The organism is Frankia sp. RB5 (assembly GCF_059816245.1).
This window is the reverse complement of record NZ_JCBATA010000018.1, coordinates 47,128-70,397: the sequence shown is the minus strand read 5'-3', so window position 1 is coordinate 70,397 and position 23,270 is coordinate 47,128. Positions and strand designations below refer to the sequence as shown.

Genomic DNA, 23,270 nt, shown 5'->3' with positions numbered 1-23,270 from the left:
CTGATCGCCGGGCCGGCTCCGCGTGGGGTCTCGGCGGAGCCGGCGAGGGATGCGCGCGGGCGACCGGATCGGATACGTTCCGGATTGTGCCGGACCGCGAGCGGCGGGTGTTCCTGAGCCATACCGCGGAGTTGCGTCGCTTCCCCCGGGAGCGGTCGTTCGTGGCCGCCGCCGAGCGGGCGATCGCGCTGGCCGGTGACCGGGCCATCGACATGGAGTACTTCGGCGCCCGCGACGCCGACCCCGCCGAGTTCTGCGTGCGGGCGGTGCGCTCCTCGGACGTCTACGTCGGGCTCATCGCCTTCCGCTACGGCTCGCCGGTGCCCGGTCAGCCGGCGTACTCCTTCACCGAGCTGGAGTTCGCGGCCGCGACCGAGGCCGGCATTCCCCGCCTGGTGTTCCTGCTGGACTACCTGGCCGAGGTCCCGTTCGGCGACTTCGTGGACGAGACGTACGCGGACCGCCAGCGGGAGTTCCGCCGCCGGCTGCGCGAGTCCGGCATCATCACCGCCGACTTCCGCGGCGTCGGCGACCTGGAGACGGCGGTCCTGGACGCGCTGGTCAAGCTGCGGGAGTCGCAGCGCCGCGCGGACGCCGGTCCCATCCTCGCCGCCGCCGCCGGCGGCCCGGCCGGCGGTGCCCGGCCCTGGATGCTGCCCGCCGGGCCCGGCGACACGGTTCCCCGCACCGAGCTGACCGGACGGGTGGTCGCCGCCGTGCTCGCCGCGGAACGCGGGCCGGTCGTCCTGCACGGCACCGGCGGCATCGGCAAGACGACCGTGACGGCCGCGGCGTGCCGGGCGCCGGCGATCCGGGAGCACTTCGACGGCGGTCTGCTGTGGGTAACCGTCGGCGCGTCCCTGCACGGCGCGCCCCTCGCCGACCGGATCAACGACCTCAGCGAGGCGCTCGGCGGCGTCCGCCCGACCCTGTCCGACCCGGAACAGGCCGGCTTCCACTTCGGCACCCTGCTCGGTGACGAGCCGAGGCTGCTGGTCGTCGACGACGTGTGGAACCGCACCCAGCTGATGCCGTTCCTGCAGGGCGGCCCGGGCACCGTCCGCATCGTCACGACCCGGCTGCGCGACCTGCTGCCCTGGGGCCGCCCGATCGAGGTCCCGGCGATGACCCACCTGGAGGCGATGGCGCTGCTGCTGCGGGACGTCCCAGACAGCGCCCTCCCGGGCGGCGGTGCCACCGGCGGTGCCACCGGCGGTGCCACCGGCGGTGCCACCGGCGGTGCCACCGGCCTCTCTGCCGGTGCGCTGACCAGCGGGGGTCTCTTCGGCGGCGTGCCTGACGGCCGCGTGCCGGACGGGGCGGCGGAGCGGCTGCTGGCCCTGACCGGGCGGTGGCCGGTGCTGCTGCGCCTGGTCAACCGCGCGCTGGTCCGGCACGTGCGGGACGGGATGAGCGTCGCGCGGGCGATCGAGCGGGTGGCGCACCGGATGGAACGCCGCGGCCCGACCGGACTGGACGTCACCCGCGCCGCGCACCGCAGCGAGGCAGTCGAGTCCACGCTGGCCGCGAGCCTCGGGCTGCTCACCGGCCACCGTCTCGACCGCTATCTCGAACTCGCTGTCTTCCCGGAGGACGTGGAGATCCCGCGCGGGGTGCTGGAGGCCTACTGGGGTGCCACCGGCGACCTCGACCCGGACGAGGTCGACGACCTCTGCGAGGAGCTCGCCGACCTCTCCCTCGTCGTCGCCTACCGCCGCGCCCCCGCTGCCCTGCTGCTGCAGGACGTCCTGCGCGGCTACCTGCGCATGCGCGTAGGCCCGCAACGTCTGCGCGATCTGGAAGGGGTCCTCTGCGATGCCCTGCGCGACGCCTTCCTCGACGTCACGACGCCCGACCCGCAGTTCCAGGGCCCGCAGGCACCGGACCCACGAAGTCGGGGTCCGCGGGAAGCGGGCGATCCGTGGTGGCTGCTGCCGGACACGGCGGGCTACGCCTGGAGCAACCTGGTCGCGCATCTGCTCGGCGCGGGCCGGACCGACGCGGTCGCGTCACTGCTGCGGGACCCGCGCTGGCTGCTGGCGAAACTGGCCCGCCCCCAGCTCGGCCCGGTCGCCGTGGAGGCCGACCTCGCGCTCGGCGCCCGCGCCCTGCCCGCCGACCGCGAGCTCGCCGCTGTGCGCCGCGTCGTCCTGCGCGACGCCCACCTGCTCACCCCGACTCGGCCGGCGACCTCACTCGGCGCGATCCTGCTCAGCCGCCTGGACGCCGGGCCCGACCTCGACCCGATCCGCGCCCGGCTCGACCCGCTCGTCCCCGCGCCCCGCCTGGTCAACGGCTGGTCCCGCCCCGACCTGCCGCATCCGGCCCTGCGCCGCACCCTGGGCGGCCACCACCGGTGGGCGGACGGCCTCGCCGTGGCCGACGGTGGCAACCTGCTGGTCTCCACCGGCGTCGACGGCACGGTGCGCCTGTGGGAGGTTCCTGACGGGCGCGGCCAGACCGTCGTGACCGGCCACGACGGCGCGGTGTCGACGTGCGCGGTGGCACCCGGTGGGCGCCTCGTCGCCTCCGGCGGCGCGGACGGCACGGTCCGCCTCTGGCCGGTGCCCGGCGACGGTCCCACGCCCGCCGCCCGGGTGCTGCGCGGGCACCGCGGCGCGGTCACCGCCTGCGCCTTCACCCCGGACGGGCGACGCGTCGTGTCGACCGGCGTGGACGGGACGCTGCGCTGCTGGGACGTCGCCGACGGCACCCCACTGGTCGCCGCGACCGTCTCCGACGCACCGCTACGGGCGTGCGTGCCCGCGGCGGACGGCAGCTGGATCGCGGTCGCCGGCGACGACGGCGTGATCCGGGTCTGTGATCCGTCGACCGGGCGCACGACCGTGACGCTGACCGGCCACGTGGGTGCCGTGCTGGCCCTGACGGCCGCCCCGGACGGCGCGTGGTTCGGATCGGCGGGGGAGGACGGCACGTTCCGGCGCTGGTCGACTCCCGACGGCCAGCAGGTCGGTGTGATCCGCGAACCGGCCGGCGCGATTCGCGGCGCCGCCGTGGGCCGCGACGGCCGACTGCTCGCGACCACCAGCCGGGAGGGCGTGATCCGGCTCTGGGACGCGGTGACCGGCCGGCACCGCACGGACCTGTCCGGCGCGGTGGGCAGCCGTGCCTGCGTCGTGTCCCCGGACGGGTCATGGGTCGCGGCGGCCGGGCGGTACGGCGCGATCCGGCTGTGGGCGACCGACATCGACGAGCCCAAGCCGCCGGTCGGCGGCCGCGACGAGCCGATGCGCGGCGCCGCCGTGCTGCCGCTGGGACCTGGGCCGCTGGTCGTCGCCTACACCGACAACGGCACCGTCGCGAGCTGGAAGCTCGACTCGGGCCAACCCAGCGGCGCGGCCGAGCGTCCCGGCGCGGTGGACCTCGCCCGTGGCGTCGAGGTCGGGCCCGACGCGACCTGGGTGATCGTTCCCGTCGGGCTCACCGCGCTACGGCGCTGGGACCCGTTGACCGGCGAGGTGCTGGCAACCCTCACGGCCGACGTGGAGATCAACGCCTTCGCGCTCGATCCGACGGGCCAGTGGGTCGTCGGTGCCTGCGCGGACGGCACGGTGCGCCGCTGGGGCGCGGCGGGCGGCCAGCCCCTTCCCGTCACGGTCCGCGTGACCAGCACCCCCGGGATGGCGGCCCACTCCTGCGCGGTCAGCCCGGACGGCCGCTGGGTCGCCTCCGGCGGCGACGGCACGGTGCGGCTGTGGTCCGCCCGAGACGCCGACCACCAGGTGGACGCCGTGTCCGACGACGGCGGATCGGCCCACGCCGGCGACGTGCTCGGGATGTCGTTCTCTCCGGATTCCCGGCTGCTCGCGAGCGCGGGTTCCGACCATCTGGTGCGGGTGTGGCAGGTGCCGGACGGCGCGCCCGTCGCGACGCTCGCCGGCCACGTCCACACCGTGCGAGACGCCCGCTTCTCGCCGGACGGCCGCTGGCTCGCCACCGCGGGCGGCGACGGCGCACTGCGGATCTGGGGCACGGCGAACTGGGAATGCGTCACGATCATGCGCTTCGACGGCGCCGCCCGGTCCTGCGCCTGGCTGCCGCCCGACCTCGGCCGCGGCCTCGTCGTCGCCTGCTCGGCCGGCCTGTTTCGCTACGACCTGGAGCTTTGAGCCGATCTGGAGCCCTGGCCTGGTTCGCAGTCGCGACCTGGCTCCAAAGGCCGGCCCGGTGGCGGACGCAGGGCGACGGGCACGCCCGCGACGACCTGCCACACCTCGTCGGCGGCGGCGGCGAGCGCCGCGTTGGCCCGGCCGAGCGCGTCCCGGAAGCGCCGGCCCGCCGCGGTCGCCGGGACGACCCCCGACCCCACCTCGTCGGTGACCGCGACGACGACGCGGGGGGTGTGCCGCCAGGCCTCGACGAGTTCGGCGGTACGGGCCGCGAGTGCGTCCGGGTCGTCGCGCAGCTTCGGGTCGTCGCGCAGCTTCGGGTCGTCGAGAAGTCCGGCCACCCACAGCCCGATGCCGTCGACGAGCAGGGGCGGTCCGGCCGCGCGCAGCAGCGGGACGAGATCGAGTGTCTCCACCGTGGTCCAGGCCGCCGGTCGGCGCGCGCGGTGCGCGGCGATGCGCGCCGCCCACTCGGGATCGCCCGGGTCCGGCGGTGCCGAGGTGGCGACGTACACCACCACCGGCTCGCCGAGCAGCCGCCGCTCCGCCTCCGCGGACTTCCCCGACCGCGCCCCGCCGGTGATCAGCACTCGACGCGGGGCCGGTGCCGACACGGCGGCCACCGCCGGGCGCCCGGCGCGGGGGGCGACGTCGAAGCTCTCCCCGTCGACCGGCGCCCGCGCGCCGACCCGCGCGAGTCGCCGGGCCAGCTCGTCACCCGGCGGGTTGCGATGGCTCAGGTGCACGGCCAGCACGTGCGTCCCGTCGACGACGGCGCCGCGCCGGCGCAGCTCGGCGACGACACCGGCGAAGTCGTCGAGATCGAGATGCTCGCCGAAGCCGGGCCGGTCCCCGTTGTTCTCCTCCAGCAGCACGACGTCGTACGCCCGGCCGGTGACGGCGGCGAGTGTGGCGTCGGGCAGCGGCGCGGCGGTGTCGCAGCCGTACAGCAGCCGCCCGCCGTCCGGCGCGGTGACGTCGTACAGGACCGCCGGCCCGATGCCCGCGTCCCCGTGCCGCGCGGCCAGCGGCCGCACCAGATACCCCCCGCCCAGCGGCGCGCCGCCGGGCGCCGCGTCGCGCAGCCGCCCATCGCCCGGCGATCCATCGCCCAGCGGTTCGGTACCCAGCCGAAGCGGCTCGTCGCCGGCCGTCGCCTGGTGCCAGCGCAGCGGCGCGCCGGGCCGGTCCGGGTCCGAGCCCTCCCCGCGGGCCAGGAAGGCGCGGCACACCTCCAGCGCCGCGGGTGGCGCGACGACGTCGAGCGGCGTCTCGGCGACGGACGACCAGGACCGCCACATGAGGCTCTCCGGCCCGAGATGGTCTGGATGCGCATGGCTGACGAGCAGGTGCCGCAGCCCGGACAGCCGGATGCCGAGACGTGCCGCGGTGCGTGGCACGTCCGGACCGCAGTCGATGAGCAGCGCGCCGTCGACGAGCACCGCCGTCTGCCCGCGGACCTCGTGGGCCCGCGCCCAGGCGCAGGACGCGCAGTCACACCACGGGTTCGGCCAGCCGTCCGCCGAACCCGTGCCGAGCAGGGTCACCCGCATCTGCGGAGATCACACGTGGGGGTGGCGCTTGCGCTCCCAGCGGGTCATCAGCGCGAGCACGGCGGCGAGCAGGAAAATCGCCACGAAGGTGACGACCACCGCGGCCCACCAGGACAGTGGCGGCTCGTGCTGCGCGGACTCGGCGGCAAAGGCGGCGGCGTTGTAGACGGTCGTTCCCACGCGGGTTGATCCTCCCACTCACGAGACAGGTGTGCGAGCACATCCTGGCCCGGGTGTCCCCGTCCGCGCCAGTGCCGTGCGGCCCGCACCGCCGGAAAGGGCCTGGCACGGTTAGATGGGTCCACCGGCTGACCGGCCGGGCGAGCACGGCGGCCCGGACCTGGGCCGCCCGGCTGGAGGGACGCGCCCATGACCTGGACATGGCGATACGAGGTTGAGGACGGATCGACCGCGACGGTCGACGGCGCGGCCGGCTCCGAGTCCTTCACCAGTCAGGGTGACGCGGAGACCTGGATCGGGGAGTCCTGGCGGGAGCTGCTCGCCGGCGGTGTCATCCAGGTCACGCTGCTGGAGGCCGGCCGGCGGGTGTACGGCCCGATGAACCTGCGCCCGGTCACTTGACGGACCGCCAGCTAACGCTGTTAGCTCTTCTTGTGGCTAACGGCGTTAGCTGAATGGTTCGTCGAGGTGGAGGTAACAGGTCATGACAGAGCAGCCGTCGAACGCGCACTACCGGGCCCCCGGCTGGCTCACCCGCAACGTGTTCAACCGCGCAGTCGCGGGCCTGACCCGGGCCGGCGTCAGCCTGCTGGGCAGCCGGGTGCTGGAGGTGCGCGGCCGCACGAGCGGTGAGCCGCGGCGCACCCCGGTGAACCTGCTCGTCCTCGACGGTCGGCAGTACCTGGTCTCCGCGCGCGGGCACGGCCAGTGGGTGCGCAACGTGCGCGCCGCCGACGGCGAGCTGTACCTGCTCCGGGGCCGCTCGCGGACCCGCTACCACGCCGCGGAGATCCCGCCGGCCGACAGCGTCGAGGTTCTGCGCGCCTACCTGAAGCGCTGGAAGGCCGAGGTCGGCGTGTTCTTCGAGGGTGTCGGCCCCAACTCCAGCGACGAGGAGATCCGCCGGATCGCCCCCCGCCACCCCGCCTTCGTGCTCACTGAGGCCGCCCCCGCCGGCTCCGCGCCCACCGGCCCCGCGCCCGCCACGGCATGAACCCGCCGCTCGCCCGCGTCGCGCCCCGGCCCGTCCTGCCCACGCCGTCGCCGCGGGTCGCCGAGATCATCACGGTGTCCCGCGAGCTGCTGGAGAAGGAGGGTGCCGAGGCGCTGACGATGCGCCGCCTCGCCGAGGTGCTCGGCATCCGGGCGCCGTCGCTCTACAAGCACATCAGCGGCAAGCCCCAGCTCGAGGCCCGACTCCTCGAGGCGAGCCTGCTCGAGTTCGGCGACGCGCTGCACACGGTCCTCGACCGCGCCGCGGCTGATCGCGCCGCGACCGGCGGTGCCGCCTCTGACCGTACCGCCGCGGCCGGTGGCGGCACGGGCGACCGGTCCAGCGGTCTCGGCGACGGCGATGGCGGTACCGGCACCGCCACCGTCGTCGACGCGCTGCTCACGGCCTACCGCGGCTATGCCCGCGCGCACCCGAACCTGTACCGCCTGTTCACCGCGGGCCCGCTGGCGCGCGACCAGCTCGCCCCCGGCGTCGAGGACTGGGCCGGCGAGCCGTTCTACCGGGCGACCGGCGACCCCTACCGCGCCCAGGCCCTGTGGGCCGCCGCTCACGGCACCGTCATCCTCGAACTCGACGGCCGCTACCTGCCCGGCTCCGACCTCGACCGCACCTGGTCCGCCCTCGCCGCCGCCTTCGCCGCTGCCTTCGCCGGCTGAGACCCCCTCAGCCCTGCAACCTCCGCCAGCGACCTCACCCACAGCGACCCGCGACCTGGGGTTTATGATCATCTCTGGTGTCGATGTCCGACCAGAACGCAGAGGACGGGCGGACTTCCTGCGGGCGGGAAGTGTGTGCGGGGGAGAGCGCCGCCGTGTCTCGAACCCCGCGTGTCGTGTCCGGTTTATCCCCGCCTTCGCGACACGGGTCGCCGTGACACTGCCAGAACGCTGTCACGACCCGTCGGGACAACCCACACGAAGATCACAACCAGAGACGTCGTCTAGCGGCGCGGGAAGCCGAACAGGCGACCGAGCTCGGCGCCCTCGGCGGTCTCCCGGTCGATCACCGCGGCCGCCGCGTCGGGGCTGGCAAGCTCGGCCTGGCCGGCGCGCAGCAGGCGCTTCGTGCTGGCCAGCACCGCCGGCGGGAACGCGGCGATGGTCCTGGCGAGCTCGCCGACGACGCCGTCCAGTTCGTCGTCGGCGCAGCGGCGCAGCGCCAGCCCGTACTCGACCGCCTCCGCGCTGCTGATCCACCGGGAGGTGAACAACAGCTCGGCGGCGCGCTGCGGCCCGACCGCGCGGGGCAGCAGCACCGAGCTCATCGTCTCCGGCGCGGTGCCGATCTCCGCGAACGGCGCCCGCAGCCGCGCCGACTCGGCGACGACGACCAGGTCGCAGTGCAGCAGCAGCGTCATCCCCACCCCGACCGCCGGGCCGTGCACCCTGGCGACCAGCGGCTTGGACAGGCCGACGACGGCCAGCAGCATCGTGCGGAACGTCTCGGCGACGAGCGTCTGGTCGCTGCGGGGGATCTCGACGAGGTCCGCGCCGGCGCAGAAGGCCCGCCCGGCCCCGGTGAGCAGCACCACCGAGACTGAGTCGTCCGCGTCGGCCGCCGCCACCGCCGCTCCGAGCGCACGGTAGGAGTCGACCGTGAAGGCGTTGAGCCGATCCGGACGGTTCAGCGTGATCCGCCGGATGCCCCCGTCGTCGTGCACGAGGACGACCCCGGACTCGCTCACAGTGCGGCCTCCTCCCGCGCGGCCTCCCCGGACGCAGGTTCCCCGGAGGCGGCCTCGCCGGCGGTGGCTTCCGCGCGGGGGCTCCCGGGATCGGCGTCCTCGGGACCGGCGCCCCCGGAACCGGGTTCGTCGGGGCCGGGCTCGTCGTAGGCGGCCTCGCCGACGGTGACGCCGGGCAGGACGTCGCCCAGCTGCGCGTCGGTCGACACGCCTGCCGCGAACAGCTCGTCGGCGTCGAAACCGAGCTCGGCGAGGATGGCGCGGCTGTCCAGGCCGATCAGCAGCGCCCGGCCGGGCTGGCGTCCGCGCCCGGTCCGCCAGTCGGCGTAGGAGCGGGAGATCCGGATCCGGCCGTACCGCGGGTCGGGGACGATGTGGGTGAAGGCGTTGGCGCGCAGGTGGGGATCGTCGAGCACGCCGTGGAAGGAGAGGGCGGGCAGCGCCGGCACGCCGTGCTCGGCGAGCAGCCGGGCGGCCCGCTCGGTCGGCAGCGCCGCCAGGGCCGCGCCCAGCTCGTCCTCGGTGGCCACCCCGAGGGCCGCGCACAGCCGCCCGCGCCGCGCCGCGCCGTCCGCGGCGACGGCCAGCCAGCCGTCCGCGCAGCGGTGGTAGCGGTGTGCCGCGTCCGGGCCGAGATGGTTGACCGTGCCGCGGACCTGCGGCGGTCGTCCGGCGAAGTCGGTGAGTTCGGCGGACTGGAGGAACCCGGCGGTGCCGGCCAGCGACACGAACACCCGCTGGCCCGCGCCGCCGCGCAGCCGCGCGAACAGGGCGGCCAGCGTGCCCAGCGCCCCCAGCGCGCCGGTGCCGATGTCGACGATCGGGACGGGGGTGGGGGTCGGGTCGTCGGCGCCGCCCTGACCCTCGGCGAGGCCGCTGCGGGCCTGGAAGACCGGGTCGAAGCCGGGCGCGTCCGCGTACTGCCCGGCGTGGCCGTACGCGGACACCGAGGTGTGGACCAGGCCGGGGAAGTCGCGGGCGAGGTCGCCGGGTGCGAGGCCGATGCGCTCCAGCCGCCCGGGCCGCAGGTTCTCCAGGAACAGGTCCGCACCGCTCAGCAGGCCGACCAGCACGTCACGCCCCTGCGGCCGGGTGATGTCGAGGGAGATCGTCCGCTTGTGCTGGTTGGCGACGAGCACGGACATCGGGAACATCCGGAACGAGTCGCCGGTGGTCGACTCGACCCGCACGACGTCGGCCCCCCAGTCGGCGAGCAGCGCCCCGACGAACGGCCCGGCCAGGTAGGACGACGCGTCCACCATCCTGATCCCGTGCAACGGCAGCTGGTCCGCGTCCTCGTCCCCAGCCGCGTCGCCCGCGGCGGTGTCGACGGCGCCGGTGTCACCCGTGGCGGTGCCAGCGACGGCGGCCTCGGCGCCTACGGGCGCGGGCTGCACCGGGACGTCGACCCGTGCGCCGGACCACACCGCGCCATCGGCGGGCAGGTCCGCCACCTCGGGAAACTCGCCGACGGCCGCCGGCGTCCCGGCCAGGATGAACGGTGGGCCGGGCAGCCGGACCCGGCCCAGCTCCGGGTGTTCGCGGTACACGATGCCGCCGTTGGCGGCGACGATGTCGCTGGCGGCCCACTCGTCGCGAGTCCCGATCGGCGCGGCCGGCGCGTCGACGCTGGTCAGCAGGTCGAGCCACTCGGCCACCGGCCTGGTCCGGAACTCGGCCTCCAGCTCGGCGTTGACCAGGGCGCTGGCCTCGTTGTATCCCCAGATCTTCTGGATGTCCCCGTCGACGCCGGGCAGGACCAGGATGTCCATCCGGTCCAGCGCCTCCAGGGCCCGGAAGAACTGGTCCGGCGCGAGCGTGGCCAGGAAGAACCATCGGCCGTCCGACCCCTGGTAGGTGCGCCAGAACGGCAGGCTCGCCAGCCGCTGACTGGCGAAGACCTGCTGGTCGATGCCCGTCGGCGTCATCACGGCCATCTCCGCGGCCGCCGCGTGCAGCCCGCTGACGGCCACCGCCCGGCCCCGCCCGCCCTGGCGGTCCCGGGAGATGAGGCCGGCGATGGCCGCCGCCGCGCCGAGCGCGCCGTGCAGGTTCGTGATCACCGGCACGATCGGGGCGACAGGGCGTTCCACCGTCGCCGGGTAGCGGTCCGCGACGGCGGTGGCCGCGGCGAGCAGCAGCGGATCCTCGGGGACCTCCCGCCATGGCCCGTGCTCGCCGAAGGGCGGCAGCCACGCGTGCACGAGCGCGGGATGGTCCGCGGTGAGCGTGGCCGCGTCCAGTCCGGCGGCGGCCAGCCGGTCCGGCGTGTGATCGACGAGCAGCACGTCGGCGCCCTCGAGAAGCCCACCGAGCCCGTCAGCGGCACCGAGCCCGTCAGCGGCACCGAGCCCGTCAGAGGCACCGAGCCCGTCAGCGGCACTGAGCCCGTCAGAGGCACCGAGCCCGTCAGCGGCACTGAGCCCGTCAGAGGCACCGAGCCCGTCAGAGGCACCGAGCCCGTCAGCGCCATCAGACCCGGCAGCGCCGGCGGGCACGCGTACCACTCGCTTGCCCCGATCCCAGCACAGCAGGCCGGGATCGGTGCCACCCGCTCCCGCCCCCGCGGCGGCCAACGGCAGGGTGGAGGACAACTGGTCGTCGCTGACCGGCGGCGATAACTCGGCGCGCACGACGTCCGCGCCGAGATCCGCCAGCAGCATCCCGGCCACCCGCCCGGCCCGGCCCTGCGTCACCTCCAGGACGCGCACGCCGCGCAGCGGCCCAGGACTTGTGCTCACCGGTCACCTCGTTCGATCGCGGAGGGTGGAATGTGGGCGTGGTCACGCCTTGCCCGTTTCTACCCTGGTCACCCGCGTGGAGGCGAGTTTCAGCCGGTGGTCACGACTCCGGCCAGCACGTCGTCGATCCGCTTGAGGACGGCCGGGTCCAGCGTCACCCCGGACGCGGCGACGTTCTCCCGGACCTGCTCCGGCCGGGACGCGCCGATGATCGCCGAGGAGACGTTGGGGTTCTGCAGCACCCAGGCGACGGCGAGCTGCGCCATCGACAGCCCGGCGTCGGCGGCGATCGGCCGCAGCTCCTGGACGGCGGTGAGCACCTCGTCGCGCATCAGCCGGGAGATGAAGCCCGCGCCGGCGCCGCCGGTCGCGCGGCTGCCCTGCGGCGGCGGCTGTCCTGGCTGGTACTTGCCGGTCAGCACGCCCTGCGCGATGGGCGACCAGACGATCTGCGAGATCCCGGCCTGCTCGCAGGCGGGGACGACCTCGGCCTCGATCGTGCGCCACAGCATCGAGTACTGCGGCTGGTTGGAGATGATCCGATCGAATCCGAGATCGCCGGCGATCCGCACCGCGTCGGTGATCTGCTCGGCCGTCCACTCGGACACGCCGACGTAGAGCACCTTGCCGGCGCGCACCAGGTCGTCGAACGCCCGCAGGGTCTCCTCCAGCGGAACCGACGGGTCGTACCGGTGCGCCTGGTAGAGGTCCAGGTGGTCGGTGCGCAGCCGGCGCAGCGAGGCGTGCGCGGACTCGATGATGTGCTTGCGGCCGAGGCCCTTGTCGTTCTCGCCGGGCCCGGTTGGCCAGAACACCTTGGTGAACAGCTCGTACGACTCGCGTCGGACGCCGGCGAGCGCGTCGCCGAGCACGCTCTCGGCGCGGGTGCCCGCGTACACGTCCGCCGTGTCGAAGGTGGTGATGCCCTCGTCGAGGGCGGCCCGCACACAGGCCGTCGCGGCCTCCGCCTCGATCTGGTCACCGTGCGTGATCCAGTTTCCGTAGGAGATCTCGCTGACCGCCAGTCCACTGCGCCCCAGGCGCCGATGCTTCACATGCCAAACCTATGGCCGGCGACCTGGCGGCCACCACTTGCCTGGCCGCCCGCCGGCCATGGTCCCGCCGGCCTGTGCTGCGGTGGCATTGCGCCGGCGTGGAGCCGGGACCGGGCTCGACGGCCGACGGCCCCGCTCCCTCCGCTTCCCGGCACCACAAGAGGTCTCAGGATGAGCCGTTCAGGTCCACCAGGTGACGGCTGACGGGTCTGAAACCAGACCGTCCGCCCAGTCGACATCGAGATGTCGGCCAGGTCCGCTCGGATCGGTGATCTCGTCGACAAAGATGATCCGTGCGAGCTCCTCCGTGGTCACGTTCGGGCTGAACATCGAAGCAAGCTCGGGCAGTACGTAGTGCTTGCCGATGACAGGACCGTCGGATCCCTCTCGGTATAGCAACACCACACTGTCGGCACCGAGGACGCGGCCGGCGACCCAGACCACATTCTCCCCGAGGATGCTTTTCGGGTCCTGGACCAGGTCGCGGACAAGTCTCACGAGAAGCGCCGGATCGTGGTGCATGGCTTGTCTCCTCCTCGTGGGCATCGACTCTGGCGAAGCTCACCACGAGGCGGAGGGGGATGCTCACCGTCCCCGGTCGGGGACGGTCGGGCGTGGCCGCGGGTCGGGCTCTGGCCGCGCTCACGGTGGACCAACGGCTACGGCCTGGGGTCGGCTACGGCCTGGGGTCGGCGCGGGAGACCCGGGGACGCGGCAGGCGCCAGCGCCGCGGCAGGAGCGCGCGTTGGGCGGCATAGGCGCGCACGCGGACGCGGGAATCCGGGTAGTTCGCGGCCACCCGCCGGCTGACCTGCATGGACAGCACGATCGAGTCGACCACGACGGCGAGGATCCCGAACAGCATCAGCACCGTGGCGGCGAGCCGGATGACGCCGTTGGGCACCAGCCCGCCGATGAAGTAGATCACCGCGGCGATGAGGAAGAACGGGCCGACGTTGATCCGGGTGTCGACGAAGTCGCGGGCGAGGACCCGCTCCGGGGCGCGCTCGCGCGGCGGCAGCCGGCTGACGTCCCCGGACATCATCGCCGCCCGGTACTCCTGGCTCTGCTTGCGCCGGGCGGAGCGTGCCTCCTGCTTGTTCGCGGGCGCGCGGGTCGCGGCGGTGGTGCGGGCGGCGCGGGCGTCGGACCGCTTGGGCGTGGGACGGCCCTTGCCCGCGGTGCGCCGAGGATCGTCGGCGAATTCCGTCTCGACCTCGTCGACCTGCTCGGTGTCGGGTTCCGGAGCGGCGCCCCCGCGCCGTGGGAGCAGGGCCATCAGGGCAGTGCCAACATCTGATCGAGTGCCTTCCGGGCATAGGTGGCCACATCCGGATCGACGGTGATCTGGTTGACGATCTCGCCGCGGGCGAGGGACTCCAGTGCCCACACGAGGTGTGGCATGTCGATCCGGTTCATGGTGGAGCAGAAACACACCGTACGGTCCAGGAAGACGATGGTCTTGTCGGGGTGGCGGGTCGCGAGGCGGCGGACCAGGTTGAGTTCGGTGCCGATGGCGAACGCCGAGCCGGGCGGGGCCGCGTCGACGACGGAGATGATGTACTCCGTCGAGCCGACCAGATCCGCCCCGAGGACGACCTCGCGCTGGCACTCCGGGTGCACGAGGACGGTCACGCCGGGGACGCGGGCGCGCACCTCGTCGACGCTGGCGCGAGTGAACCGGCCGTGCACCGAGCAGTGGCCGCGCCAGAGGATCATCTTCGCCTCGCGCAGCTGCCGGGGGGTCAGCCCGCCGCCGGGGCGGCGCGGATCGTAGACCACGCAGTCGTCCTCGGTCATCCCCAGCTCGCCGATGGCCGTGTTGCGGCCGAGATGCTGGTCGGGCAGGAACAGCACCCGCTCGCCGCCGCGCTCGCCGAACGCCCAGTCCAGGGCGCGCTTCGCGTTCGACGACGTGCAGATCGTGCCGTCGTGACGGCCGGTGAACGCCTTGATGGCCGCCGAGGAGTTCATGTAGCTGACCGGGACGGTGCCCGCGGCGGCGCCGGCGTCGAGCAGGTCGTCGAAGGCCTGCTCGACCTGCTCGGCGGTGGCCATGTCGGCCATCGAGCAGCCGGCGGCCAGGTCGGGGAGGACGACCCGCTGGTGCGGCCCGGTGAGGATGTCGGCGCTCTCCGCCATGAAGTGGACGCCGCAGAAGACGATCGCCTCGGCCTGCGGGCGGGCGGCGGCCTGCTGGGCGAGCTTGAACGAGTCGCCGGTGACGTCCGCGAAGGCGATGACCTCGTCGCGCTGGTAGTGGTGACCGAGGACGAACACCCGGTCGCCGAGGGCTGCCTTGGCGGCGGCGGCGCGGGCCGCGAGGTCGGGATCCGCCGCGGGCGGCAGCTCGCCGGGGCAGTCGACGCCGCGTTCGCTGGCCGGGTCCGACCCGCGGCCGAGCAGCAGCAGGTTGATGGTCATGGCGACTCCTCCGGTCGACCGGCCGTATCGGGCCTGGCCGCCTCCGTCCACGAATGGTCGATGAGACTCTAACTCCGATTGGCCATCGTATGCGTGCTGACGTGCGAGGCGAGGTGACCGGCGTCTCGCCCTGGTCCGGACAGCGACGTGGTCGCCTGCCAGGAGCCTCGCTACGATGGGAAGCGGATCCCGTCCGCTGGTGTTGGGCCGACCAGAAGCTTCGACACTGAAGCTGGGCACGTAGAGCCCATAGAGCGCAGTACCCGACCGGAACCACGAGAGCCTCTCGCCAGGCTTGTCACAGTTAGGGCAGGAGTAGTCCCCATGACCGTTCAGGACACGACGGAGACCGTGGCGCAGCCCTCGAGCGTCATCCTCACCGACACCGCCGCCGGCAAGGTGAAGAACCTGCTGGAGCAGGAGGGTCGGGATGACCTCAAGCTGCGCATCGCGGTGCAGCCCGGTGGCTGCTCGGGCATGCGCTACCAGCTGTTCTTCGACGAGCGCTCGCTCGACGGCGACACCGTCCTGGACTTCACCGGCGTCAAGGTCGCCGTTGACCGGATGAGCCTGCCGTACCTCGGCGGCGCGACGATCGACTTCGTCGACACGATCGAGAAGCAGGGCTTCACGATCGACAACCCGAACGCGCAGGGTTCCTGCGCCTGCGGCGACTCGTTCCACTGATCGCCTGACGGAACCCGCCGCGCCCGGATCCTCTCCGGCCGCGGCGGGTTCCGTGTTTTCCGGGTGTGGGTGGGTCCACCGAGGACGTGGGTGGGTGCCCCGAGGGGGCGGGTAGGCTCCACCATCGTGCGTATCGCCGTGACGGGTTCCATTGCCACCGACCACCTCATGCGCTTTCCGGGCCGGTTCGCCGAGCAGTTGCTCGCCGACCAGCTGCAGAGCGTGTCGCTGTCCTTCCTCGTCGACGAGCTTGTGATCCGGCGCGGCGGAGTGGCGGCCAACATCGCCTTCGGCCTGGGCCGGCTCGGCCTGCGCCCGATCCTCGTCGGCGCGGTCGGCGAGGACTTCGCCGACTACCGCTCCTGGCTGGAGCGGCACGGGGTCGACGCCACCTCGGTGCACGTCAGTGAGATCGCTCACACCGCCCGGTTCGTCTGCACCACCGACGAGGACCTCAACCAGATCGCCTCCTTCTACCCGGGCGCGATGAGTGAGGCCGCCGGCATCGAGCTGCTCCCCATCGCCGAGCGGTTCGGCGGGCTCGACATGGTGATCGTCAGCCCGAACGACCCGGCCGCGATGGTGCGCCACAGCCAGGAGTGCCGCGAGCGCGGGTACCCGTTCGCCGCTGACCCCTCCCAGCAGCTCGCCCGGATGGACGGCCCGCAGATCCGCGAGCTCGTCGCCGGCGCCGCCTACCTGTTCTGCAACGAGTACGAGAAGGCCCTGCTCGCCAGTAAGACGGGCTGGACGGACGAGGACATCCTCGCCAGGGTCGGCGTGCGGGTCACCACCCATGGCAAGGACGGCGTCGTGATCGAGGCGCCGGAGAGCGACCCGATCCGCGTCCCCGTGGTTCCCGCCCGGGCCACCCCGGACCCGACCGGCGTCGGCGACGCGTTCCGCGCCGGCTTCTTCGCCGGGCTGTCGTGGGACCTGTCGCTGGAGCGGTCCGCCCAGGTCGGCTGCCTGCTCGCCACCCTGGTGCTGGAGACCGTGGGCACCCAGGAGTACTCCGCCGAGACGTCCGAGGTGGTCAAGCGGATCACCGAGGCCTACGGCGCGGACGCCGCCACCGAGATCGCCGCCCACCTGCCCGCCTAGGTTGTGTGTCTCGGGTTGCGATCTTCGCGGCGCCCGTTCGCGGCAGCCCGTGTCGCATAATCCGGGCAGAACGGACGGGCCGGCGCGAATTCGCGACACGGTGGCGCTGTCTCCCGTACACGCTTCCCACCCGCGGGAGGTCAGCCCGATTTGCGGCTTATGGGGAGCGGCCGAACCCGGGCCCGGGTTGTGATCTTCGCAACCGTTGGCGCGAGCTTCGTCCAGAGGGCCGAGGCGGCGTGGTGCTAGCTCCGGCGGCGGATGACGAACTCCTCGCCGCCGTCGGGGAGCGTGCGGGTGGAGACGAGCTCCTGATCCCGCAGCCGGCACCAGGCAGCCACGTCCGGGCCGGCGGCAGGGTCGTCCGCCCACAGAGCGATGGTGGCGCCGACGGGGACGGCGCCGAACGCGCGCGCCAGGTCGATGATCGGCAGCGGGCAGCGGCGGCCGCGCGCGTCGATGACGCCGTCGCGCCGGGGCTCGCTCATGCGCCGAGGTGGGGGGCGCCGAGGCTGGCCCGGACCGAGCGGACGACGCCCGGCAGGACGTCGAGCAGGGCGTCGAGGTCGGCCTGGGTGGAGTCCCGGCCGAAGGACACCCGCAGGTTGCCGTGGGTCAGCGCGCCCATCGCGACCAGCACGTGGCTCGGGGTCAGCACGTCCGAGGTGCAGCTGGAGCCCGAGCTGACCGCGATCCCGGCCCGGTCCAGCCCATCCAGCAGCGCCTCGCCCTCCACGTACAGGCAGGAGAAGGCGCTGATGTGCCCCACCGTCGGCGCCACGGCCGGGTCGCCGAGCAGCTCCACGTCGTCGATCAGGGACGGTAGCCGGCGGCGCAGCTCGGCGACGTGGCCGGCCAGCCGCGGGGCCTCCTCGGCGATCTCCGTGGCGCGGGCGGCGAGCGCGGCCGCGGCGGCGACGACCGACGGGACGTCCGGGAAGCCGCCGGCGGCCGCGTCGGGCCCGGCACCGGGGCGGGGATCGCGCCAGCGGGTGCCGGTGCGCACCACGAGGATGCCGACGCCGGCCGGGCCGCCGTACTTGTGCGCGCTGGCGGTCAGCAGGTCCGCGCCGAGCGCGCCCAGGTCCACCGGGATGTGGCCGACGGTGACGGCGGCGTCGGTGTGCAGGGGTACCCCGGCGTTGTGCAGCCGCTCAGCGACCTCGGCCACCGGCTGCAGGGTGCCGACCTCGTGGTTGGCGTGTTGGAGGCTGGCCACGGCCGTGCCGGGAACCGGGGTGAACGCCGCCGGGTCGACCCGGCCGAGGCGGTCGACACCGACCTCGACGACGCGGCCGCCGGCCTGTTCGTGATGGCGGGCCGCGTGCAGCACGCTGGAGTGCTCGACCGCGCTCACCATGACGGCGTCGCCGGCGCGGCGGCGAGCGGCGGCGGTGCCGAGCAGGGCCAGGGTGGCGGCGGTGGCGCCGCTGGCCGTGAAGCTGATCTCATCTGGCCGGGCGCCGAGCACCCCGGCGACCGTCTCCCGGGCGGCGTCGAGGAGCCTGCGGGCGTGGCGGCCCTCGCGGTACAGGCGTGCGGGGTCGGCCCAGCCCTCATCGAGGGCTACCAGCAGCGCCTGCCGGGCGACGGGGTGCAGGGGAGTGGTCGACGCGTGGTCGAGATAGGCCGGCACGGGCCTGACGCTACGCCGGAGAACCGGCCGGGACGGGGCCCGGCGGGGGTCTTCGTCACAGCCCCTTGATGGGGCCTGAGGCGAGAAGCTGCCGAGCCGCTGAGATACGCTGCTGCCGCACCATCTACAGCGTGTCGAAGACAGCCTGTCGTCCGGCGGGATCTACCGGGGTGACATGGCGTTTGAAGGGGTTTCGCGGGCACCGGTGGACGGGGTTCGCCGTGCGGCGCGAGCCGCTAGTCGTGGGAGGCAGGACCTGGTGAGGAGATCCTTCGGTCGGACCCGGCCGTCGGTCGCGGATGTGTCCGCTGGCGCTGGAGCCGGCCGGGCCGGCTCGCGCGGGCGGCGCCTGCGACTGGTCGGTCCGCTCGCGCTCGTGGGGCTCGCGGCGACCGCCTGCGACAGGCCGAACTTCGGCTACCCCGATGGTGTGACGAATCATTCGCCGCGCCTGCTGAATCTGTGGCAGGGCTCGGCGATCGCCGCCCTTGTCGTCGGCGTAATCGTGTGGGGCATGATCCTCTACGCGGTGGTGGCCTTCCGCCGCCGCAGTGACGTGCTGCCGCGTCAGGTGCGCTACAACCTGCCGGTCGAAATTCTGTACACGGTCGTACCGGTGGTCGTGGTGGCGTCGATGTTCTTCTACACGGCGCGCGACGAGTCCGAGGTCACAAAGCTGTCGGCCCATCCGGATGTGACGGTCGACGTCATCGGCTTCCGGTGGAACTGGCAGTTCAAGTACATCGACCCCGGCACCGGCCAGACGGGGCCGAACCAGATCGAGGTCACCGGCCGGCCCGGTGAGCCCGCGGTGCTGGTGCTCCCGCAGGGCCGCTCGATCCGGTTCGTGGAGACGTCGCCGGACGTCATCCACTCCTTCTGGGTGCCCGAGTTCCTGTTCAAGCGGGACGTCATCCCTGGGCGGATCAACCAGTTCGAGCTCACCGTCACCAAGACCGGAACGTTCATCGGTCGGTGTGCCGAGCTCTGCGGAACCGACCACGACCGGATGAACTTCTACGTGAAGGTCGTGCCGCAGGACGAGTACAACAAGTTCATCGCGGACCGGCTCAACGCCCCCGTCGCGTCCACCTCGGTCGCGGCGTCCGCGAGCACCGCAGCCACCGGGAGCGGACAGTGACCCTCGTGCACGAACCGGGTGTCGGCCACGCCGAGCCCGAGCAGCCTCATCTACCCAAGCGGACGAACCTGCTCGGGTACCTGCGCACGACGTCCCACAAGGACCTCGCGGTCATGTACTTCGTGACCTCGTTCGCGTTCTTCCTGTTCGCCGGCATCATGGCGATCATGATGCGGTCCGAGCTCGCCCGGCCGGGGCTGCAGTACTTCTCCAACGAGCAGTTCAACCAGCTGTTCACCATGCACGGCACGCTGATGCTGCTCATGTTCGCGACGCCGATCGCGTTCGCGTACGCGAACTTCCTGATCCCGCTGCAGATCGGCGCTCCGGACGTCGCCTTCCCGCGGCTGAACGCGCTGTCGTACTGGTTCTTCCTGTTCGGCAGCCTCACCGTGGTGGCCGGCTTCCTGACGCCGAACGGAGCCGCGTCGTTCGGCTGGTTCGCCTACGCCCCGCTGAACAACGAGGTGTACTCACCGGGCGCCGGCTCCGACCTGTGGATCATGGGTCTGGCCGTGTCGGGTCTCGGCACCATCCTCGGTGCCGTCAACATGATCACCACGATCCTGTGCATGCGCGCCCCCGGCATGACGATGTTCCGGCTGCCGATCTTCTGCTGGAACTTCCTGGTCACGTCGATCCTCGTGCTGATCGCGTTCCCGGTGCTCGCCGCGGCGCTGCTGGCGCTGGAGGCCGACCGCCGCTTCGGCGCGCACGTGTTCGACGCGGGCAACGGCGGCGCACTGCTGTGGCAGCATCTGTTCTGGTTCTTCGGGCACCCCGAGGTCTACATCCTGGCGCTGCCGTTCTTCGGCATCGTGAGTGAGATCCTGCCGGTGTTCTCCCGCAAGCCGCTGTTCGGCTACAAGGGCCTCGTCTACGCCACCATCGGCATCGGCGCCCTGTCGGTCGCCGTGTGGGCGCACCACATGTTCGTCACCGGCGCGGTACTGCTGCCCTTCTTCGCGTTCCTGTCGTTCCTCATCGCGGTGCCCACCGGCATCAAGTTCTTCAACTGGATCGGCACGATGTGGCGCGGGCAGCTCACCTTCGAGACGCCGATGCTGTTCTCCATCGGCTTCCTGGTGACGTTCCTCTTTGGTGGTCTCACCGGCGTGCTGCTGGCCAGCCCGCCCATCGACTTCCACGTCAGCGACAGCTACTTCGTCGTCGCGCACTTCCACTACGTGATCTTCGGAACCGTCGTGTTCGCGGCCTACGCCGGGACCTACTTCTGGTTCCCGAAGGTGACCGGCCGGATGATGAACGACCGCCTCGGAAAGATCCACTTCTGGACGGTCTTCCTCGGCTTCCACGCCACCTTCCTGGTGCAGCACTGGCTGGGCCTGAAGGGCATGCCGCGGCGCTACGCCGACTACAGCCCGACGGACGGGTTCACCACGCTGAACACGTTCTCGACCGCCGGCTCGTTCCTGCTGGCGATCTCGACGCTGCCGTTCATCTACAACTTGTGGCACTCGTACCGGAAGGGTCAGCTGGCGGTCGTCGACGACCCCTGGGGCTACGGCAACTCGCTGGAATGGGCGACCTCCTGCCCGCCGCCCCGGCACAACTTCCGGTCGCTGCCCCGGATCCGCTCCGAGCGGCCGGCGTTCGACCTGCACTTCCCGGCCACCGTCGGCCGGGTCGACTACCATGCGACACCCGAGATCGGTTAGGGCGGCGATCGTATGAAGGTGGAAGGCATCATCTTCAGCTTCTTCGGCATCTTTGCCGGGGTCGTGGCGCTGGTCTACTGGTTCTGGGCGAAGGACCCGACCGGCACCGCGGCGCTCACCCTCACCACCGGGCTCGGCCTGCTGGTGGGCGGCTACCTCATCTTCACCGGCCGCCGGATCGGCATGCGACCGCAGGACCTGCCCGACGCCGAGATCGCCGACGGTGCGGGCGAGCTCGGGCACTTCACCCCGGGCAGCTACTACCCGTTCTTCATCGGCGCGAGCGCGGTGACCGCGGCGATGGGGTTCGTCTTCGGCATCTGGCTGGTCGTCCTGGGCGGGGCGCTGGTCGTCACGTTCGTGACCTGCCTGGTGTTCGAGAACTTCTGGCACCCGCCGATTCCCGAGGACTGAGCCCGCGGCGCCGAGCGCGGCACGACCGACAGGGGCCGGGCAGCCCACCTCACGGTGGCGCTGCCCGGCCCCTGTCGCGTTGCCTGAGGTCTGTCGCGTTGCCTGAGGTCTTGTCGCGCCCGGGTTGTCGCGGCCTGCTGGCTCAGGAGGCCGCCCATGGTCCGCTGCCCGCCCTGGCCCCGCTGTGCCCGCCCCTTGGCCGGCGGCTCAGCTCCTGGCGGCGGCCTGGCTGGCGTCCACCCAGCCGGCGAGAACCCTGCCGGCGGCGCCGGAGTCGAGGGCGTCCGCGGCCGCGGGCAGGGCGGCGGCGATCTGCTCGGCGACCGGGGCCGTCGTCGGGCCGCCGGCGGCGACGAGGGCCGCGGCCGCGGCGAGCAGCACCGCGTCGCGGACCGGGCCGGGCTCACCGGCGAGTACCCGGCGGGCCACGGCCGCGTTGTGCGGGGCGTCAGCGCCGCGCAGGAGGGCGACATCCGGTACGTGGATGCCGACGTCGCGCGGGTCGAAGCGCTCCCGGCGCGGCTGGTCCGCCGCGCCGACGACCCACACGGTGGACGTCGTGACCGGGGTGAGCTCGTCGAGGCCGTCGTCGCCGCGGAAGACCAGCGCCCGGGTGCCGCGGTCGGCCAGGACCTGGGCGACGACGGGGGCGAGGCGCGGGTCGGCGACACCGATGGCCTGGGAGCCGGGGCCCGCCGGGTTCGTCAGCGGGCCGAGGATGTTGAACGCGGTGGGCACGCCGAGATCGCTGCGTGGGACCGCCACGTGCCGGAACGCCGGGTGGAAGATCCGGGCGAAGCAGAAGGCGATGCCGGCCGCCGCCAGCGACTCCTCCACCCCGGCCGGCGGCAGGTCGACGACCACGCCCAGCTCGGCGAGCAGGTCGGCGGAGCCGCAGGACGACGACGCCGCGCGGTTGCCGTGCTTGATCACGGGCACGCCGGCGCCGGCGACGACGAGCGCCGCCATCGTCGAGATGTTGACCGTGTTCGAGCGGTCGCCGCCCGTGCCGCAGGTGTCCACCGCGCGGGCGCGCGTCTCGTCGGGGACGCGCAGCGGCGCGGCGTGGGCGAGCATCGCCTCGATCAGGCCGCCGATCTCGGCGGCCGTCTCGCCCTTGGCCCGCAGGCCCACGGCGAGGCCGGCGATCTGCGCATGCGACGCGGCGCCGGCCATGATCTGGTCCATCGCCCACGCCGTCTGCCCGCGGGAGAGAGACTCGCCGGCGAGCAGCGTCCCGATCAGCTCCGGCCAGCTCGACGCGACGGTGCTGGCGGAGGCGGGAACCGGGGCGGCTGCCTCGACGGTCACCGCCGTCAGCCGGCCAGCTGGGCGCCCGTGAGCGGCCGGCGCGCGGCCGCCCCGCCGGCACGGGCCCGCAGCAGGGTCACGACCGCCTCGGTGAGCTGGCCCGGGTCGACCGGGTGGGTGACGACCGCGTCCGCCTGCGACCAGGTGGCGAGCCAGCGGTCATCCGGGCGGGCGACGAGCAGGATGGTGGGCGGGCAGTCGGCGACCTCGTTCTTGAGCTGCCGGCACAGGCCCATGCCGCCGCTGGGGGTGGCCTCGGCGTCGAAGATGCAGAGGTCCGCCTCGTGATGATCGACGACGGCGATGGCCTCGGTGGCATCCGCGGCCTCGGTGAACGCCAGCGGGCCCACGTCCTCGGCGGGCTGGCGGCCGAGGACGGAGATGACACGCGCGCGCACGTCAGCACGGTCGGCGTAGACGAGGACGGTCTTCATGGCGTCCGCGGCCCTTCCCGAGTTGCGCCCGCCGCTGGCCGGCGGCGCGATCCGTCCCGAAGATTACCCGGTCGGGCGCGGG

The 23,270-nt window shown here is 73.3% G+C and carries 21 protein-coding genes; 9 read left to right on the top strand and 12 right to left on the bottom strand.

Going from position 1 to position 23,270, the window contains the following annotated elements:
* Nucleotides 1-83: 83 nt before the first annotated feature.
* Complete coding sequence (locus tag AC6EXY_RS11915; protein ID WP_499817642.1) at nucleotides 84-4,130, top strand: DUF4062 domain-containing protein; 4,047 nt, start codon at nucleotides 84-86, stop codon at nucleotides 4,128-4,130.
* On the opposite strand, the gene AC6EXY_RS11910 is transcribed toward AC6EXY_RS11915, so the two are convergent.
* Together AC6EXY_RS11910 and AC6EXY_RS11905 are read right to left on the bottom strand one after the other, a co-directional pair.
* Nucleotides 4,112-5,683 (bottom strand): bifunctional adenosylcobinamide kinase/adenosylcobinamide-phosphate guanylyltransferase, encoded by a 1,572-nt coding sequence (locus tag AC6EXY_RS11910; RefSeq protein WP_101830938.1) that lies wholly within the window; start codon nucleotides 5,681-5,683, stop codon nucleotides 4,112-4,114. The genes AC6EXY_RS11915 and AC6EXY_RS11910 overlap by 19 nt on opposite strands.
* A gap of 9 nt (nucleotides 5,684-5,692) precedes the next feature.
* Nucleotides 5,693-5,863, bottom strand: coding sequence for a hypothetical protein (locus tag AC6EXY_RS11905; protein ID WP_165818288.1), 171 nt, complete (start codon nucleotides 5,861-5,863; stop codon nucleotides 5,693-5,695).
* A 189-nt stretch (nucleotides 5,864-6,052) separates the two neighbouring features.
* Here AC6EXY_RS11905 and AC6EXY_RS11900 point away from each other — a divergent pair, with 189 nt between their 5' ends.
* The 3 genes from AC6EXY_RS11900 (at nucleotide 6,053) to AC6EXY_RS11890 (ending at nucleotide 7,534) form a co-directional block, all read left to right on the top strand.
* Nucleotides 6,053-6,265 carry a hypothetical protein gene (locus tag AC6EXY_RS11900; protein WP_101830937.1) on the top strand — a complete coding sequence of 71 codons (213 nt, stop codon included), beginning with the start codon at nucleotides 6,053-6,055 and terminating at the stop codon, nucleotides 6,263-6,265.
* Between the two features lie 82 nt (nucleotides 6,266-6,347).
* Complete coding sequence (locus tag AC6EXY_RS11895) at nucleotides 6,348-6,857, top strand: nitroreductase/quinone reductase family protein (protein WP_499817638.1); 510 nt, start codon at nucleotides 6,348-6,350, stop codon at nucleotides 6,855-6,857.
* Nucleotides 6,854-7,534 (top strand): TetR/AcrR family transcriptional regulator, encoded by a 681-nt coding sequence (locus AC6EXY_RS11890; protein WP_101834971.1) that lies wholly within the window; start codon nucleotides 6,854-6,856, stop codon nucleotides 7,532-7,534. Before AC6EXY_RS11895 ends, AC6EXY_RS11890 begins: the two co-directional genes overlap by 4 nt.
* A 284-nt stretch (nucleotides 7,535-7,818) precedes the next feature.
* Here AC6EXY_RS11890 and AC6EXY_RS11885 read toward each other — a convergent pair whose 3' ends face one another.
* The 6 genes from AC6EXY_RS11885 to nadA form a co-directional block, all read right to left on the bottom strand.
* Entirely contained in the window at nucleotides 7,819-8,562 is a 744-nt protein-coding gene (locus AC6EXY_RS11885) for an enoyl-CoA hydratase/isomerase family protein (RefSeq protein ID WP_165818632.1), read from the bottom strand.
* Nucleotides 8,559-11,303 carry a CaiB/BaiF CoA-transferase family protein gene (locus AC6EXY_RS11880; RefSeq protein WP_499817637.1) on the bottom strand — a complete coding sequence of 915 codons (2,745 nt, stop codon included), beginning with the start codon at nucleotides 11,301-11,303 and terminating at the stop codon, nucleotides 8,559-8,561. Before AC6EXY_RS11880 ends, AC6EXY_RS11885 begins: the two co-directional genes overlap by 4 nt.
* An 89-nt stretch (nucleotides 11,304-11,392) precedes the next feature.
* Nucleotides 11,393-12,358, bottom strand: coding sequence for an aldo/keto reductase family protein (locus AC6EXY_RS11875; protein WP_101834975.1), 966 nt, complete (start codon nucleotides 12,356-12,358; stop codon nucleotides 11,393-11,395).
* Between the two features lie 180 nt (nucleotides 12,359-12,538).
* On the bottom strand, nucleotides 12,539-12,880 hold the full coding sequence (locus AC6EXY_RS11870; protein ID WP_101834977.1) for a hypothetical protein: 342 nt from the start codon (nucleotides 12,878-12,880) through the stop codon (nucleotides 12,539-12,541).
* A gap of 154 nt (nucleotides 12,881-13,034) precedes the next feature.
* Nucleotides 13,035-13,637, bottom strand: coding sequence for a DUF3043 domain-containing protein (locus AC6EXY_RS11865; protein ID WP_101834979.1), 603 nt, complete (start codon nucleotides 13,635-13,637; stop codon nucleotides 13,035-13,037).
* Nucleotides 13,637-14,782 (bottom strand): quinolinate synthase NadA, encoded by a 1,146-nt coding sequence (nadA, locus tag AC6EXY_RS11860; protein WP_499817636.1) that lies wholly within the window; start codon nucleotides 14,780-14,782, stop codon nucleotides 13,637-13,639. The genes AC6EXY_RS11865 and nadA overlap by 1 nt, the downstream gene beginning before the upstream one ends.
* A gap of 324 nt (nucleotides 14,783-15,106) precedes the next feature.
* Here nadA and erpA point away from each other — a divergent pair, with 324 nt between their 5' ends.
* Both erpA and AC6EXY_RS11850 read left to right on the top strand, forming a co-directional pair.
* Nucleotides 15,107-15,469 carry an iron-sulfur cluster insertion protein ErpA gene (erpA, locus tag AC6EXY_RS11855; protein ID WP_101834983.1) on the top strand — a complete coding sequence of 121 codons (363 nt, stop codon included), beginning with the start codon at nucleotides 15,107-15,109 and terminating at the stop codon, nucleotides 15,467-15,469.
* Nucleotides 15,470-15,595: 126 nt separating this feature from the next.
* Complete coding sequence (locus AC6EXY_RS11850) at nucleotides 15,596-16,573, top strand: carbohydrate kinase family protein (protein ID WP_101834985.1); 978 nt, start codon at nucleotides 15,596-15,598, stop codon at nucleotides 16,571-16,573.
* Nucleotides 16,574-16,818: 245 nt separating this feature from the next.
* On the opposite strand, the gene AC6EXY_RS11845 is transcribed toward AC6EXY_RS11850, so the two are convergent.
* Together AC6EXY_RS11845 and AC6EXY_RS11840 are read right to left on the bottom strand one after the other, a co-directional pair.
* Nucleotides 16,819-17,061, bottom strand: a complete 243-nt coding sequence (locus AC6EXY_RS11845; RefSeq protein WP_101834987.1) for a sulfurtransferase TusA family protein — start codon at nucleotides 17,059-17,061, stop codon at nucleotides 16,819-16,821.
* Nucleotides 17,058-18,209, bottom strand: a complete 1,152-nt coding sequence (locus AC6EXY_RS11840) for a cysteine desulfurase family protein (RefSeq protein ID WP_101834989.1) — start codon at nucleotides 18,207-18,209, stop codon at nucleotides 17,058-17,060. Before AC6EXY_RS11840 ends, AC6EXY_RS11845 begins: the two co-directional genes overlap by 4 nt.
* Before the next feature lie 259 nt (nucleotides 18,210-18,468).
* On the opposite strand from AC6EXY_RS11840, the gene ctaC reads away from it, so the two are divergent.
* Genes ctaC through ctaF form a run of 3 tightly spaced genes read left to right on the top strand, consistent with a single transcriptional unit; the run spans nucleotide 18,469 to nucleotide 21,443 of the window.
* A complete protein-coding gene (gene ctaC / locus AC6EXY_RS11835) occupies nucleotides 18,469-19,350 on the top strand; it encodes an aa3-type cytochrome oxidase subunit II (protein WP_101834991.1) in 882 nt (293 codons plus the stop codon).
* Nucleotides 19,347-21,029: an aa3-type cytochrome oxidase subunit I gene (ctaD, locus tag AC6EXY_RS11830; protein WP_101834993.1), complete on the top strand. Its 1,683-nt coding sequence runs from the start codon at nucleotides 19,347-19,349 to the stop codon at nucleotides 21,027-21,029. Before ctaC ends, ctaD begins: the two co-directional genes overlap by 4 nt.
* A 12-nt stretch (nucleotides 21,030-21,041) precedes the next feature.
* Nucleotides 21,042-21,443: an aa3-type cytochrome oxidase subunit IV gene (gene ctaF / locus AC6EXY_RS11825; protein ID WP_101834995.1), complete on the top strand. Its 402-nt coding sequence runs from the start codon at nucleotides 21,042-21,044 to the stop codon at nucleotides 21,441-21,443.
* Nucleotides 21,444-21,650: 207 nt separating this feature from the next.
* On the opposite strand, the gene trpD is transcribed toward ctaF, so the two are convergent.
* Both trpD and AC6EXY_RS11815 read right to left on the bottom strand, forming a co-directional pair.
* The gene (trpD, locus tag AC6EXY_RS11820; RefSeq protein WP_101834997.1) at nucleotides 21,651-22,754 is read right to left on the bottom strand and encodes an anthranilate phosphoribosyltransferase; all 1,104 of its coding nucleotides are present in this window, start codon (nucleotides 22,752-22,754) and stop codon (nucleotides 21,651-21,653) included.
* A gap of 5 nt (nucleotides 22,755-22,759) precedes the next feature.
* The gene (locus AC6EXY_RS11815; RefSeq protein ID WP_101834999.1) at nucleotides 22,760-23,188 is read right to left on the bottom strand and encodes a response regulator transcription factor; all 429 of its coding nucleotides are present in this window, start codon (nucleotides 23,186-23,188) and stop codon (nucleotides 22,760-22,762) included.
* Nucleotides 23,189-23,270 lie beyond the last annotated feature (82 nt).